Annotated in this window: 12 protein-coding genes; 5 read left to right on the top strand and 7 right to left on the bottom strand. The window is 49.3% G+C overall.

Annotation, left to right across the window (positions count from 1 at the left end; translation table 11 throughout):
• Positions 1 to 513 precede the first annotated feature (513 nt).
• Positions 514 to 1,686, bottom strand: coding sequence for an amidohydrolase (locus ACO7SM_RS13085; RefSeq protein ID WP_490467901.1), 1,173 nt, complete (start codon positions 1,684 to 1,686; stop codon positions 514 to 516).
• 2 nt (positions 1,687 to 1,688) lie between these two features.
• Complete coding sequence (locus tag ACO7SM_RS13080) at positions 1,689 to 2,888, bottom strand: MFS transporter (protein ID WP_490467900.1); 1,200 nt, start codon at positions 2,886 to 2,888, stop codon at positions 1,689 to 1,691.
• 185 nt (positions 2,889 to 3,073) lie between these two features.
• Between ACO7SM_RS13080 and ACO7SM_RS13075 the strand changes: the two genes are divergently transcribed.
• From ACO7SM_RS13075 to pphA, 5 genes are all read left to right on the top strand, one after another.
• On the top strand, positions 3,074 to 3,985 hold the full coding sequence (locus ACO7SM_RS13075; protein WP_490467899.1) for a LysR substrate-binding domain-containing protein: 912 nt from the start codon (positions 3,074 to 3,076) through the stop codon (positions 3,983 to 3,985).
• A gap of 402 nt (positions 3,986 to 4,387) precedes the next feature.
• Positions 4,388 to 6,046, top strand: a complete 1,659-nt coding sequence (locus ACO7SM_RS13070) for a hypothetical protein (protein ID WP_490467898.1) — start codon at positions 4,388 to 4,390, stop codon at positions 6,044 to 6,046.
• A gap of 379 nt (positions 6,047 to 6,425) precedes the next feature.
• On the top strand, positions 6,426 to 7,103 hold the full coding sequence (locus ACO7SM_RS13065; RefSeq protein ID WP_490467897.1) for an SDR family oxidoreductase: 678 nt from the start codon (positions 6,426 to 6,428) through the stop codon (positions 7,101 to 7,103).
• A gap of 599 nt (positions 7,104 to 7,702) precedes the next feature.
• A complete protein-coding gene (locus tag ACO7SM_RS13060; protein WP_490467896.1) occupies positions 7,703 to 9,049 on the top strand; it encodes a sensor domain-containing diguanylate cyclase in 1,347 nt (448 codons plus the stop codon).
• 368 nt (positions 9,050 to 9,417) lie between these two features.
• On the top strand, positions 9,418 to 10,080 hold the full coding sequence (gene pphA / locus ACO7SM_RS13055; protein ID WP_490467895.1) for a protein-serine/threonine phosphatase: 663 nt from the start codon (positions 9,418 to 9,420) through the stop codon (positions 10,078 to 10,080).
• Here pphA and ACO7SM_RS13050 read toward each other — a convergent pair whose 3' ends face one another.
• The 5 genes from ACO7SM_RS13050 to yebS all read right to left on the bottom strand — a co-directional run bounded on the left by ACO7SM_RS13050 (position 10,081) and on the right by yebS (position 16,132).
• A complete protein-coding gene (locus ACO7SM_RS13050) occupies positions 10,081 to 10,272 on the bottom strand; it encodes a YdfD/YebW family protein (protein WP_192611918.1) in 192 nt (63 codons plus the stop codon).
• A 102-nt stretch (positions 10,273 to 10,374) separates the two neighbouring features.
• Entirely contained in the window at positions 10,375 to 10,611 is a 237-nt protein-coding gene (locus tag ACO7SM_RS13045) for a DUF1480 family protein (RefSeq protein ID WP_490470947.1), read from the bottom strand.
• A gap of 117 nt (positions 10,612 to 10,728) precedes the next feature.
• The gene (gene rsmF / locus ACO7SM_RS13040) at positions 10,729 to 12,168 is read right to left on the bottom strand and encodes a 16S rRNA (cytosine(1407)-C(5))-methyltransferase RsmF (protein ID WP_490467894.1); all 1,440 of its coding nucleotides are present in this window, start codon (positions 12,166 to 12,168) and stop codon (positions 10,729 to 10,731) included.
• A 78-nt stretch (positions 12,169 to 12,246) separates the two neighbouring features.
• A complete protein-coding gene (locus ACO7SM_RS13035) occupies positions 12,247 to 14,880 on the bottom strand; it encodes a PqiB family protein (protein ID WP_490467893.1) in 2,634 nt (877 codons plus the stop codon).
• Positions 14,837 to 16,132 (bottom strand): membrane integrity lipid transport subunit YebS, encoded by a 1,296-nt coding sequence (yebS, locus tag ACO7SM_RS13030; protein WP_490467892.1) that lies wholly within the window; start codon positions 16,130 to 16,132, stop codon positions 14,837 to 14,839. Before yebS ends, ACO7SM_RS13035 begins: the two co-directional genes overlap by 44 nt.
• Positions 16,133 to 16,257 lie beyond the last annotated feature (125 nt).

Below are 16,257 nucleotides of genomic sequence, written 5' to 3'. Positions count from 1 at the left end.
TAGCGGGTAACAAGCGTCCTTTTTTTCCAGCCACTTTAGCCACGGACTGGAAAACCTGGCGTCGTCATCTATTCTTAAAGGGCAGGGCGACTTAGCCTGCATTAATGCCAACTTTTAGCGCACGGCTCTCTCCCAAGAGCCATTTCCCTGGACCGAATACAGGAATCGTATTCGGTCTCTTTTTATCTGGCTTAAATTTCAGGCGTTTAAGACATCATGTCCGAAAAATCCCGAAATTTTCCCGAATTTCAACATCCGGTCATTTCCCGTTATACCACCCGACATTAACATTAACAATTCATTTACGCCGAAAAAAAACCGATCATCACATCCTCTTTTTTCTGGTATCCAGGTACTTCTCTGTCATTTTCCCGACTGATATCCCCGTTGTTTTTGCGCAAAACCCTTGCCGAATTCATTCTCTTACCGGTGCCCGGCCCGGCTTTATTTCATGATCTGAGAGGTGTTCAGGCTGGCCGCAACAAAAATGCCTGATGGGCCAGCTCTTATGGATTAACGCATCAATAGTTGACGAATAAAGCCCACATGCAGTTTTACACCTACCTGCAAGGCGGCCTCATCCAGTTTAAAGTAGGGATTGTGCAGGCCATGGGTGGCGCCGATAGCCTCATTGCCGCAGCCGATAAACAGAAAGCAGCCTGGCCGTTTCGCCTGATATGACGAAAAATCTTCCCCGCCAAACAGTGGAGTATCAACCTCCTCCAGAGCGTTAGGGCCTAAAGCATCTGCCACCACCTGGCGGGCGATAGCGCACGCATCAGGATGGTTATCGCCGCTGGAAAAACCCCGTGTCCAGGTAATTTTGTGGCTTGCTCCATGGGCCTGGCAGATACCTGCGACGGTCTGTTCCACCAGTTGTGGCACTTTCTCGCGAACCTCGCGGCTATGCGTACGCAGTGTCCCGGCCAGACGCGCACTATCGGGGATCACGTTGTAACTGGCACCGGCCTGGAAAGTGGTGATGCTCAACACCGGCACCGTGAGCGGGTCGATTTTACGCGCGACGATATTCTGTAATGACGTGGCAACTTCGGCGCCAATCACAATAGGGTCGATGCAATAATGCGGTGTCGAACCGTGGCCGCCTTTGCCCTGAATCACGATGTCGAAGTTGTCACAGGCGGCGCTGAAAATCCCCTGCTTCATGTTGACTATCCCGGTTGGAACCGTCGGGAAAACATGCAGCCCGAAAATCATGCTCACATCGTCAAGATACCCGAGATCAACCAGCTCCTGTGCGCCGCCCGGCGGCAACTCCTCCGCATGCTGGAAGATAAAACAGACCGACCCCGTTAATTGCCCCTGCATCTGAGACAACACGCGCGCGGCACCCAACAGCATCGCCGTGTGGGCATCATGACCACAGGCGTGCATCACCCCAGGATTGGTCGAGCAGAACGGCTCGTCATTTTTTTCCTGTAATGGCAGGGCATCGATATCAGCGCGTAATGCATAGCATGGCCCCGCAGCAACACCTTGCAGATACGCGACTACACTCGTTGCTGTCGGACGGCTGATTTTAAGCCCGCCAAAACGCGTAAGCTGCTCCACGATATAGTCGGCCGTTTTATGCTCCTGAAACGACAGCTCCGGGTTGGCGTGGAGATGACGACGCCATGTCAGGACGTCCTGTTCCACGTCAGCGATGAGTTGTTCAGCATTCATTTTCAGATTCCTTCAGGTGAGAGTTGGTGACGTGATTTGCCCGCCAGCGGTAAGACAATTAACCCGGAAACCACCATAGCCATGGCTAAAAAGAGAAAGGTCGTCGTGTAATCACCGCTGAGGGTGACTAAATAGCCGATAACAATCGGCGCGATAAAGCCTCCGAGTGTTCCCCCAGTGTTAATCATGCCCATACCCGCGCCGATAACGTTGGTCTGCAGGCGTTTCATTGGCAGCGTGAAGACGGTGACAAATGAACCCATCAGGAAGATATAACCAATAAACAGGAACACGCTGGAAACCAGTGCCGTTTGACTGATAAATACCAGCCAGATGCACAATGCGCTGAGTAGCGAGCTACAACAGACAAACAGGGGCTCACGTCCTTGCAGATAGCGCCCGACCAGCCAGCCGCTACCGAGTGAGGAAATCCAGATCCCAAGACCACCCGCTGCAACCACCAGACTGGAAGTCCCTATTGGCATCCCTCGTTGCTGAACGAGGAATTTCGGTAACCAGGCCAACAGGCCATAAGCAGGGATGTTGATACAAAAAATAGAGATAAACAGCAGGATTACGATAGGGTTTTTCAATAAGCCCTTATAACTCACCGCGGCTGCCGCGGATTTTTCATCTGCTGTTTTTGGTGGATTTGGCACCAGCAACAAGACGGCTATCATGATGGCGAAGGCGACCAACCCGAGCCCGGAAAATGAGCCACGCCAGCCAAGATGCGCCAGTAAATAGACGGCGATCAGCGGCCCGACGGTCATCGCCAGTCCGGCAGAAGAGAGCAGAATTGATTGGGTAAACGTACGCTGTTCGAGAGGAAAATTTGCGACGACAGCTTTGGCGCACGCCGTTGGATAACCTGAGTGCCCCATACCGGAAAGAAAACGAAAAGTGACCAATAGGCCCAAACTGAAGCCCAGCAAGCCAAAGCACAGAGCAAATCCGCCCAACAATAACAAAGAACAGCAGAGGACTTTCTTAAAACCAATACGATCGTTTAACCAACCTGCGGGAACCTGAAACAACGAGTAGGCGAGGAAAAACATCCCGGTAATATAACCGAGTTGCTCAGGCAGTAAATGAAACTCTTTTTCTATAGGTAGCAGTGCAAAGCCGATAATCGTTTTATCGAGATAAACCACGGCATAACCCATAAACAGCAAAAAAACCATCAACGAACGATTTTTCATCGGATGTATTCCTTTTAATTATCACCCGGAAAACCAATGAATAGGGTGGCGTCTGTTTTTGCGTGACTTGTGTCACTTTATGATGTTGATAACCAGTGCTTGCACCATCGAAATTATCGACTTTATTGAAGGGGCATAAGATACTAATTTTTAATCAGTGATGTTTTTTTCTGATAGGGATCAGAATGCGCTACTTACCAAAGATTCAGCAGTTGAAAGTCTTTCAGCAGGTGATTCGTAGTGGCAGCATTCGAGGGGCTGCGCGGGCGCTTGGGCAATCACAACCGGCGGTGAGTCGGACTATTCGGGAACTGGAACAGGTATTGCAAACCCAGTTAATCATTCGCAGCACTCATGGAATGACACTCACCGAAACGGGGCTGGCCTTTTCGCGCCGTATGCAGTTGATCCTTGAAGAGCTCCAGCGCGCCGCTCATGAAATTCAACAACTCGATCAGCTTAAGCAAGGCAGTGTGGCAATAGGTTGCTCCTCTTTACTTTCCCTCACTGTGTTACCGGCGCTGGTGGATGCGTTTCGCCAATCCTTTTCGCAATCCAATGTATTCATTCATGAAGCACAACTTTCTACGCTGTTACCCGCGTTACGGGAAGGGCGACTGGACTTTGCCGTCGGTACTGTGAGTCCAGAATTGCCGCTCGATGATGTGATCTGTGAGCCACTGTTTAGCGCCAAATTTTGCATTATTTCTCACAAAGATAATCCGTTGTCCCGGTCTTCAACATTCGCTGAGCTGACAGAGGCGAAATGGATATTGCCAAAAACGGATATGGGGTATTACCAACAGGTACAGTTGGAATGGAGTGAACTTTATCAGCATCTGATCACGCCAGCAGTACATACTGACTCATTTATTAGCGGCATGAATATGGTACTGGAGACGGGGTATCTGGTGGTGGTTGCCAGAGCGATGGTGCGCTCAATTTGGTTTCAACAACAACTGGCAATATTGCCGATCGACAATCTGCCGCAGGCACAATATTGCGTTCTCTATTCACAAAAATCGCCCCTTACCAACACCGCCCGCCGTTTTCTCGATCTCTTGCGCGATCATTGCACGCGATATAACTGGTCGTAGCGGCGCAGTAAATCTGCTCACCTCAACAGGGGTGTATGCTCATTAACGAATTACACACCTGTGGTGTAAATGAATGTCCGATTTTGGCTGTGAGTGAGGAGCGGCAACTTCAGGTCTTGTCGCTTATGGAATTGCGCTTACGGGGATCAAATCCCGTGTCCTGCATTCGAAGATCCCTACGCTTATCACCAGTTAATTTATTGGTCAATTTTCCAACGAAACTTCAACCCGTTGCTTAGCTGGATGGTGGGCTCATTTATAAAATTCTCTTCTCATATAACAGAGAATATTAAGAATGAGGAATATTCTATAATACATATATAACAAGTTCATTTAAAATCATACTAATTTATTACATAAAGCAATGACGTCTCTGACTATAATATTGTTAGAGGTGAAAATATGAATACGAACTTATTGCTCTCAATATCAATGGTTCTGCTAATTGTCTCTTACTTTGTTTCTAAAGGAGCAGAAAACAAAAGCAACACATCCATGAAAATCATTCATGGAATTAGTAAGACTGTGTTTTTAACTGGTTGGGCAATGTTCTTTGCAGCAATTATTACTTTGTTTCTACCTGCTTTTCAGACGTTAAGCATTGAACCACTCAATATCAACGATCTTAATAATTATATATCTAAGACAAACGATGTCCTTAAATGGTCATGGGTTTTGACTCTTCTTGCTTGCATGTCAATACTTTTATTTGCATGGCTAACGCAAATGCAAATAAGTAAAGTTATAGTGGAAAAAGAAAAGAAACTATTCAAATACATAAGCATTATAAAAGGTGTGTTTTCTATATTGGCGTTCTTCACATTTGTAGGTGGTGATTTACATGGTCAACTTACCCGTAACATTGAAAAGGCAAATAGCGCTAAAGTTTGGGTACAGGAAGCTCAGTTGCAAGTAGTCAATAAAACAGAAGCATTTATTTTGCGCGAAGTGCTAACTTCCACTATTTCATCACTTTCTCAAGAAAACGCATCCGTTAGTACAACCTTATCTGCTTATAGTCATGTAAGCAAAATAATTACACCACCAATTCATAACCAATCCGCGCCAGAAAAATTCAGTAATCATCAACCCGGAGAGTTACCGGATCTCTCACTGGCACAGATTAAAGAAGTTGAACAAGTGCTTGATAAAGCGAAAACGGAAGGGCAGGAAAAAATTATTGTTGAACAAATTGTTGGCATCTTATATGACAATTCAGTATCCAACCCAATCAAAAACTATCTTTTGGAATCCCAAAATCCAATCATTTCCGGAATTATAAGTGCCATAGCAGATCCGGCTTTATTTAACCCACTAAAAAATAAACTTGCTACAATTGCATTGTCATTTCTGCAAAAAAAAATAGATATGCAAACTGTTTTCCAACAAGCACACGATGAAGGCATCCAGCAAAGCAAAGCAATAGGTATGAATATTGACCCCCATTTTACAGAACCAACATTTGATGAGAAATTTGGAAACGAAGATTGGGATCGAGTTCGTCTTGAAATGGCCAAAGGTGTAGAAAAAGGACTGTCGGGGAAATCAACTGACATACAAAATATGGCGAGAGAAATGGAGGGGCGATTTTTAGAATTCAGGCGTAACATGAAAATATTATACGGAAACTCGACACACAAGAATACTTTACAAGAAGCTGGATTTGTTGATTACCTGAATAAGAACCCGGACTTCGCTGCTTTATGGGGATATGCTGCTATTGCACTTACTCCCAGTAGATTACAAACGGAGTTAGAAGGAATTGCTACTAAAAACATGCCAAAAGATATAATTCCGGAGATAAAATTTTTAGCTAATGACCCTGGTGATGACGCGCAAAAAGCGCTGGGGGAAATTGGTTTATCCTCAGAAATAGTTAAAACACTCAATGACCAGGAACTTATTTCTGCTATCTATTCTGCTCGTGGCGCTCATCCAGTAGATGGATATGAACTTTATTTCAGTGATGTTGCATCTTCTAAAACAGGAGAGGCTATAACTTATTACAAAAGTGAACCGGTTGCTAAAAATGTGGAGAGATTTTGTCCGTATCCTCATTAATTCAATAGTTATATATATTGAATTTAGATAAGGTTTGGAATATCAATTATTTTTTGATTAAAGTGGTATGGGTATATTTAAAATGCTACGGCATTCTTGCTGATGGCTGCTGTGTGTTTTTGATTATCCGTACCAGAAGCGTTTAGCCGCTGAGTTTGCCGCCACGGCGATAAATAGATTAACCCTTCAGAGAAAAAATCATTTCAGCACAAATTGAACGTTCCTTATGCTTCATTCAACAGTAATATCTTAGCGTTTCACATTTCCGCTTTCACTCTGGGTTTGACTGGAATGCGGATATAAGGATGTCGGAGGTTCCGCTTACTGCTACTGAGTTCTGGTACAGGACGTAATCCGACCATACGAAAATGGAGAAGATATGAGTAAACAATATCAGGCGCTCATCATTGGCGCATCTCGGGGAATCGGGCTTGGTCTGAGTCAGGAGTTGCATCAACGGGGATGGGCAGTCTCTGCAACGCGCAGGCAGTATGCTGGAGCAGAAATGTATCCAGCAATAACGTGGCTGACTCTCGATATTAATGATGTGCAGCAAAGCACCGCTTTCGGTCAGTTGCTACAGCAAGGGCAATATGATGTCGTTCTGATTAATGCTGGCGTGCAAGGGCCGCAGCATCAGTCAGTCAGTTCCGCGACGCCAGAAGAGCTTTTGTCGTTGTTTATGACCAATACGTTCTCGCCTATCAGGTTAGCAAATTTAGTGCTTGATGCCGTTAAGCCGGGAACCGGCATCCTGGCTTTCACCAGTTCAATACTTGCCAGCCTGAACGAAAACACGCAGGCTGATTTACCTCTTTACTCGGCAAGTAAATCTGCCCTGAACATGCTGACACGTGCCTTGTTACCGGAGACAGATTCTCGTGGTCTGACGCTTCTGTCACTGCATCCGGGCTGGGTGCAGACAGATTTGGGTGGCGCGCAGGCACCGCTTACGGTTGCAGAAAGCGTGAAGGGATTGGCTAACGTTCTTGAAAGTTATCAAGGAAAAGGTGGTCACCATTTCGTGGACTACACCTCAACGCCGCTGACCTGGTAGCCACAATAAGCCACTTTGCCCATTCAGGAGACAAAACCTGAATGGGTATCTGTATTTTTCAGCCTAAAGCCTGACTGACAAATTCTGCGATAACAGCAAGTTTCCCTAACACACTGTAATAAATTTAATCAGATTAGATTTTATTATCTATTTTGTGTGCCATACAGACTGTTTTATTGATTGCTATCAATAATTATTGTAGCAATTAGTATGCTAATGAATGTGTTATTAATTTAACTTAAGGGTGTCAAAAGGCATGGGGTATAGATTGATTATAACATCGTAAATATATCCGATTTTAAAACAGTTTATAAATATTGTATGCGTGACGTAGAAATGACCAACGAAGGTTTTTATGGTTGGTGGCCGGGGTGTTATTGCATCCTCGCAGGAACAAAGTCCTCCATAACGCCTTGCTGGATACTAAAGAATAAAAAATAGACAGTTGGTGATATATCGTGTCGAATTCAAACTCTCGACTTTATTTATATGCAAAATTATCTCTGGGCATCGGTATCTGCATTATCTTTCTCACAATTGTCGTGATTGTGCAAAACTATCAGAGAAGTGCGCATCAGACCCTCAGCAATTATAGCCAGATGTTGAAAACCCTCGATAACGTTTATCTGCAAGATATGGTGGAGGAAAGTGAACGGCAACTTATAGCCCTGAGCGACAGAGTGGATCGCAATACCATTCATCGTGGTGAGTTCGTACAGGATTCAACCTGGGAAGTCGTGCATCTCATCAAGAAAGAGGCGCATTTTATCTATTTTTATCATGTCACTGACCATCGTCTGGAATGCTACCCTCCGTGGATACCGCCCGCTGATTATGACGCATCCCGACGTCCCTGGTATTCCGTACTGAAAGAGCAGGGGGAAGTCATTCGATGGGTCGGCCCTTATTCTGAATACATTACCGGGCAGAAAGTCCTTACGATTGTTCGTCGCTTTCAGGGCGCAAAGGGTGAAGGCGTGGGCCTCATGATGGTGGATATGTCACTTGACAGGATTAACAAAATTCTGGAAAGGGCATTAGGGAAAAACCCAGGGACTTTGTATCTGCGTAAACGCAATGGCCCCATGATCTCCGTAATAAAACCACAATGGCTGTCGAAAATAGACACGGTAATGAACGCTAAAAATGAGCAGAATATGTTCAGGCTGCTCTATGACGGTATGTTGTTTCACCGGCCGCTCTCCTATGTTGATTGGGATCTTGACCTGTATCTGCCACCGCAGACATTTCTGACCATTCTGTATAAAGAATTAGCGCGTGCGCTATTGCCGCTCGGGGCAATCTGTATTGTCGCCTTATTCGGAATTCGTTCTCTGCTGCGCATAGTCAGAAATGAGATGCGTATTGTGGAAAATGGACTGCGCATCATCGACCGTCAGAATGAACTGAAACCCCAGCGACCGCAGCATGAGGCATGGTTCGTTGACAAAACGCTGACAGAGCTTGAGAGCATTCGGCAACGTTATCACGAATACCATCAGGCGCTGCATATCGATCCGCTCACCGGGATTTTCAACCGGCGGGCGTTTGATAACGTCATGGGAAAATTAAACAGCGGGAATGAGCCATTCGCGTTAGTGCTGATAGATATTGATAATTTTAAGATAGTTAACGATACCTACGGACATCAAACCGGCGACGTGGTTTTACAGCACGTTGCATCCACCATAATGCGTGTTCTTGGGCAGGGTTACCGTATTGGTGGTGACGAGTTCGCCGCCCTGTTGGTAATGGAAAGAGATGAGCTGGCGAAGAATCTTGATCAATTAATTAAGCAGGTCAGAAGTCATTCTCTGGAGGAAACAACGTGCAGAGTGACATTGAGTATCGGTGTGGCAATGGGGCCGGAGAGTCAATTATTTCAAAAAGCGGATGCGGCGCTTTACCATCGTAAGGCTGCCGGGCGAAACGGCTGGACAATGTGAAGCGAGCATTGCGCCTGGTTATGAACAATAGCGATATTTTCTGCCTGAACATCATTCACTATGAGATGTTCAGTCATATGCCTGTGAAACGGTGATGTCGCAAGGCTATCGATTGTGGCGCGCTGCTATTCGTGATGAATTTTTGCCGCGCCCCGACGGGATGTCTTCGCCCTGGGGGCGGAAACTCGCGGAAAAAACGCGTTTTTGCTGTTTTATTCTGTTTCACCACTGGGGTAATAAATACGCTGTCATTTCCTGGCACAAACCTGCGCCACACGCTGTACTCTTTTTAAACTATTCCATACTCCGCCCCTCAATTGTCCTGGTTTTTTCCTCTGGGCGGTGTGTTGTATGGGGGAGGAGGAGAGATGAAACGGCCTGAAAATGTCTACCTGCGCATTGAGGGAAAACGGTGGCGGCACGTCTGGATAGTGGGCGATCTCCACGGATGCTTCGCCTTGCTGATGACCAAATTACGCGAATGCCATTTTGATCCCTGGCAGGATCTGCTGGTCTCGGTGGGCGATGTTATCGATCGTGGGCCAGACAGCCTGGGCTGCCTCCGGTTACTGCGCAAAAACTGGATGGTGGCGATCAGAGGGAACCATGAGCAAATGGCGATGGATGCGCTGAAATCAGAAGAGCCTTCGTTATGGTCGATGAATGGCGGGGTCTGGTTTAAGGCGTTGCCGACCTTACAGCAGGCACAGGCAAGGCGCGCGCTGGAAGATTGCTGTGAGCTGCCCTGGATTCTGGAGCTACATTGCCAGAATGGCACGCACATTGTGGCGCATGCTGATTATCCGAATGATGAATACCAGTGGCAAAAGCCTGTCGACTTACACGAGGTATTATGGAGCCGAACGCGTCTGAGTGAACGACTGGCGGGACGCGGTGGCGGTATTTCAGGCGCAGATCACTTCTGGTTTGGTCATACCCCGTTACGTCATCGCCTGGATATGGACAACCTGCACTATATTGATACCGGTGCCGTGTTCGGTGGAGAACTGACGTTGGTTCAGTTGCAGTAATCAGAAATCGCTGTATTTCTGGGCCGGCAGCCAGAATCCATCGATGAAGTCTTCTATCGGGAAGCAGCCACCATGGCGAATTCGCTGATCGTCCATTGAGTACAGGCACTGTTGCTCAGTATTGTAGACATCCACCACGATATCCTCGCAACCGCCATCCAGGTAGCAAACAAAAAGTACCAGTGCGAACATTCCATCCTCAAATTGTATTGCCGTACCGTTAGTGTAGGAGAGGTTATCGTCACAGGGAAAGGGAGAAATAAATAACCCGTCTGGCGACGGGTTCTTTTTGAGTCAGGCAAGACGCATGACCCAGGCATCGGAATGGCGATCGTAGCGGGTACGGAATAGAACAGAATGTTCTCCATTGAGGAGGGCGGGGATGCTGATTTCGTCGTCCCAGGCATCCAGTTGCATACACAAATCGGGATCGGATTTACACGGAATGGTTAACGTTCGATCCCCCGGTGATTCACCGTGTAACTCACCGTCATCAATTTCAAAAGCGCCAATACGCACACTGGTTTTCATCATTTGCTCTCCGTTGAAATACGCTGATTGTGGTACGACCAGTTCGATCGCCCAATTTTCAGCGTAGTCAACGACGGCAAAAGCGCCAGTTAAAAAGTGCGTTATTTTTATGCGCCCTCAGGCATTACCGCTAAACAACTTACCGTCGCGCACCAGTTCGCGGGGATAGCTATTTTTCAGGCGCGAGCCAATGCGTTTTGCCAGACCTATCGGCTGATGCTGGAAAGTCACCAGAACATCGTCGGTGGCAGGAGAGGTTTGCGGATAAACATCGCGACCGCGATACCACTCTTCTGCTTCTTGCGGCGAAAGTTCAAAGGCATTTTTGTGCTCAGGGTCGGCCAGCGCAATAACCGCTTCGTGTTGCCAGCGGAACCCTTTGTTATGGGTTTCCGCTAATTTCAGGCCGAGTCGCGAGAAGCGCACTTTGCCAATCATCCCTTCGACAGCCGCCGGGAAAAGCCAGATCTCTTTGTCACGTTGCCAGAGGCGCAGGTTTTCATCCCATTGCAGGCCGCTGGCGCTGGCCGCCTGGGTAATCTGTGCCGATTCGCGACCTTTCACCGGCGTAAATGGGAAATTGCCGACTTTATATTTTGGCGCGGGTAACGCAGGGATAGCCTGCGTTTTGCGTAAACGCGCAACGAAGAAGCCTTCACAGTCAAAAATCTGTGGGAAGACATGCAGAAAACCTTCTGGCGTCAATGCCCGCGTTGCATCAGGAAATAGGTCATCTAACGGGAGGAATTCAACCGCGTCCGGCCAGGTCTCTTTTAGCCACAGACAGACGGCTTCGTTTTCATCGCGATTGAGCGTGCAGGTGGAATAAACCAGCGTTCCGCCGGGGCGCAACGCGTGGAATGCACTCTCAATCAACTCGCGCTGGGTGGCGGCGATGTCAAGGTTACTCTCAATAGACCAATTTTTGAGCGCATCAGGATCTTTACGTACTACGCCTTCGCCTGAACAGGGGGCGTCCAGCAAAATGGCATCAAACATTTCTGGCAGTGCGGCACCGAACACGCGACCGTCAAAATGGGTCAGCGCGACGTTACTGATCCCGCAGCGACTAATATTCGCATGCAGCACTTTGACGCGGCTGGCAGAAAACTCATTAGCCAGAATCGCGCCCTGGTTATGCATTCTGGCGGCGATTTGTGTGGTTTTAGAACCTGGAGCGGCAGCGACATCCATGACCCGCTGTGGGCTATTTCCGTCGGCAAACAGTGCCGCGACCGGCAGCATTGAGCTGGCTTCCTGAATATAAAACAGACCGCTTAAATGCTCCGCCGTGCTGCCGAGCGGCAGTGACTCTTCATCATCACGCTCTATCCAAAAACCTTCCTCACACCAGGGGACGGGCGTCAGCGACCAGCCGTAAGGGGCCGTCAGCTCGAGAAACGCAGAGACGGAGATTTTCAGGGTGTTGACGCGAATGCTGCGGCGTAGCGGACGCTGGCAGGCGGCAAGAAAATCATCAAAACAGAGTGTGGACGGCATTATCTCACGCATTTGCGTCAGAAAATCATCAGGAAAATAAACGGCGTGTTGAGCCACAAGAATATACCACCGGCAGTAAAACAGGCGCGCAGTGTAGCACAAACGCTCCGGCGCGGGCACGCCGGAGCTCTGCGGTTAACGCGGGAGCGCGGTTCCCCATTCGCGCCACTCTTTGGGCTCGACTTCCAGCAGCAGGAAGTGTTTGCCTGCCTGTGCTTTAGGCGCCAGCGGCGTGCCTGGCGGGGTGGCGAACGCGATACCGCCACGAACGAACTGATTGAAGGTGCCTGTTTTCACGACCCCGCCGGTCAGACCAAAATCGAGGCTGTAGCCGGACGCCAGCCAGAACACGGAGTTGTTGCGCACGAGGTGCTGATAACGCTGGCTGATGCGCATAGCAATCATCACGCGGTCAGACAGTGTTCCTAAGGTCATTCCCGTCACCGTACCCACTTCAATCCCCCGGAACAGAACCGGCGTACCGATGTTCAGCGAACCGGCTTCAGGGGCTTCAACCACGATGCTCAGGCCATCAAGATAACGAGAATCCGTAATGGTGGTTTCCTGTAGCTCGAATTCGCGACGTGGGTTGCCGCGTCCCGGTTCAACGTTGATGTAAGGCTGCAAAATCGTATCCAGATGCTCGACGCCCGCGGCAGAGATTTGCGGGGTGATCACCGAGAAACGGGTGCCGCCCCGGGCGAAGGTTTGCACGTACTCTGGGTAGAGTACCGCTTTGGCCTGAACTTCATTGCGCGCAGTAATTAACTCCAGCGTCTGAATCTGTCCTATGTCGATGCCGAGGTAACGAATCGGCATACCGGCGGCGAGTTTTCCCGCGTCGAAGGCGTGTAAGGTGATTTGGCCGCCGACCGCGCGAGCTGCGGTTTCCGACGCATACAGGATCCGTTTGTCGCCTTTACGCTGGCTGGCGCTGGCGCCGCTCAAGTTATCGAAGCTGATAGCTCCTTTTAGCGCACGGGAGAGCGGGGAGGCTTGCACGGTAAGGCCGCTGCCATTGAGCTGAACTTTCGCGCCGCCCTCGGCCCAGAACACGCTGTTGCTGGTCAGCAAATTGCGGTATTCAGGTTTAATATGCAGATCAATGTCAAAGGCATTGGCGCGCGGACGCACGGTGATCACTTCACCCACGTCAAATTTACGGTACAGCACGACGGAGCCAGCCTGTACATCCGGGAGTGTTTCAGCGCTGAGGCTGACGGTGGTTGTCGGCAAGTCGCTCAGGCTATTTTCGACGGCTTTTTCCAGATTAGCGAACAGCGGATAACTCTCCTTCATTTCGCCTTTGGTGCCGGGCAAAATACGAATGCCGCCGCTTATCCATTCACTGGCGCTGGCGCCGAGAAACTCAATGCCGTCCAGACCGACTTTGACATCGACGCGGCTATTGACCACGAATTTGCTGTCGCCCTGAACCAAAGAGCGATGTTGTGGATCGATAGCGACAATAAAGGTAACGCCTTTACTGGTGAGTTTACGCTCAATGACCTGACCCACCTGTACCCCATGCAGAATAAGCGGCTGTCCGGCATCAATGCCGTAGCTTTCCGGTGCGGTGAGGGTAAAGGTCAGCACATTTTGCTCATGAAGCAGGGCTTGTTCGCCCGGCACCACCACAAACGCGCTACGCGGCTCGCCTTCACCGGGCACCAGTTCGAAGGTTTTTCCGGTGAGTAACGCACTGAGGTTGGCATCGCTGAGCGAGAGTTTCGGGTTACGTAACTCGATGCGTGTCGAATCGCGCAGCAGCGTCACAACGCCAGGATCCACCGTCATTTCACCGGTCACTTTACCCTCAGGGTTGAGATGCAGTTTGGTTAACTGACCCACTTCCAGCCCCTGATACATCAGCGGCGTCGAACCGGCCTTCAGACCGTCGCCGCTGGGCAACTCAAGTTTTACCAGCACGCCACGTTGACTGTGCGCGAGATCCTGGTACAACCCGAAAGCATCGTCCTGCGCGGCGGGTTGAGAGTTGTCCGGGGAGTCAAACGCGATAGCGCCGTTCACCAGCGCCGCCAGACTTTCCAGTTTCACTTTTGCGCCGCTGAGACTGATATCGGCATTCACCCCCGAGACATTCCAGAAACGGCTGCCTTTTTTCACCAGATTAGTGAAGCGTCGTTCAATCAGCACATCAATGGTGACCCCCTGTTTGTTGGGGTTGATGGCGTAGTCATAGACGCGTCCCACGGGAATTTTACGAAAATAGACCAGCGCACCGCTGTTGAGCGAACCGAGATCCGGTGCCTGAAGATGGATCATTAACTCGCCGTTGTTCAGGCGATATTTCGGTTGTGTATCCAGCGCCACAAAGTGATCGCTGGGTTCACCTTTTCCTGGCATCATGCCGATATAGTTGCCGCCGACCAGCGCGTCCAGGCCGGAAACGCCCGCCAGCGACGCTTTAGGCGTGACCAGCCAGAACTGCGTATCTTCACGCAGTGCATCTTTCATGTCGGCCTTGATACTGACGCGAACTTTGATTTTGCGCAGGTCTTTGCTCAGATTGATATCCTGCACCGTGCCGACTTCAACCCCTTGATAACGCACGGGGGTTCGGCCAGGAACGATGCCATCCGCCGACATAAAATCGATGGTGACAGTGTTACCGCGATCTTCATAACTTCCCCATACCAGCCATCCGGCGATCATCAGGGCAATGAGCGGCAGCAGCCAGAAGGGCGAAATACGGCGTTTTGTTTTAATCTGCGCTTCCGTCGGCGAAGCGGGCGTTTCCTGACTCATGTGCATCCCAAAGTAAGCGGCTATCCAGCCATTCGACTGAAAGAATAGTCAATATTACCGCTGCACCGAAGTAGAGCGCAGCCGGTCCCATAGTAAAAGCCAGTATCTGATCGCGATTAATCAGAGACATCGTTAATGAAATAACAAAGAGATCCAGCATCGACCAGCGACCAATCCAGGTGACCAGACGCAGAAGCCGAATACGCGTTTGCAGCCCCAGCACAGAGTTGAAATGGATACTGGTCAACAGTGTAAACATCACAATGATTTTGGTAAATGGCACCAGAATACTGGCGATAAAGACCACGGCGGCCACCGCAACATTGCTGTTAGCCAGTGACATAATACCTGAAAAAATAGTGTCTTCCTGACGCCCGCCATTGACATAAATGACTGAAATGGGCATCAGGTTGGCCGGTAGCAAAAAGACGATAGAGGCTAATAACGCGGCCCAACATTTTTGAATGCTTTGATTTCTGCGCAACCGCAGTGGGATATGACAGCGAGGGCAACGCCCACGGGGATCGGGGTAGCCCGTAAAATGACAGCCAAGACAAACGCGAAGTTTTTCATCGGGGCGCCGGGCGGGTTTCTGCGGGTAAAAGCGTTCCCATAACTGCTCAACATTGAGGTGGGATAAGGTTAGAATACTGAGGAGAACCAGTGCGATGAAGGCCGTCAGCCCGACACCGGGCAGCAAAAAAGCATAATCCTGCACTTTAATCGATGCCACCGCGATACCGACCAGGTAGATGTCGAGCATGACCCACTCTTTTAACCTTTCCAGCATTAACAGCACCGGACGCAGGTTCATCCCCAGAATGTTGCCAAACCACAGGTAGGCGATAGACGTCACCAGCACCAGCGGCGCACCAGCGACGCAAAAGAGCACCATCGCGCCGGTTATCGGGTCGCCCTGTTTTGTCATCTGCCAGATACCCTGCATGACGTTGGCGTCAATACGCACCCCGAGCAAATAGATATGCAGCAGCGGTTCGCCCCAGGCAAAAGGCATCAGCAGCAGCATTGTGATGGCCATTGCCGCCAGTCGTGTCAACGACCAGTCGCGTCCGTCGCGGATTTTGGCCTGACAGCGCGGACAATACGCGCTCTGGTACGAGCGCATTTTGGGCAGGCTGAACAGCAGGTCGCACTGAGGGCAGCGTTGATAATGTGCTCGGGGCAATGCCTCGCCGATGGATCTGACCGCTAATTTTTTCGTTGGCGTGATAGGTGGAGTTTTAAGAGCCATGTATCGCGAATCAAAGTGTTAGATTTATGTAATCTTAACTCATGACGGGAATGATCTTGAGCATTAACGCATTTAATGCTTATTTTAATAGGCTGCAATATAAAGTAAGACAACCAAGTGATTAT

This window comes from Citrobacter sp. LJND-P06, from assembly GCF_058188415.1.
Note: the sequence above shows the minus strand (reverse complement) of the source record. Positions and strands in the feature narration are given on the sequence as shown.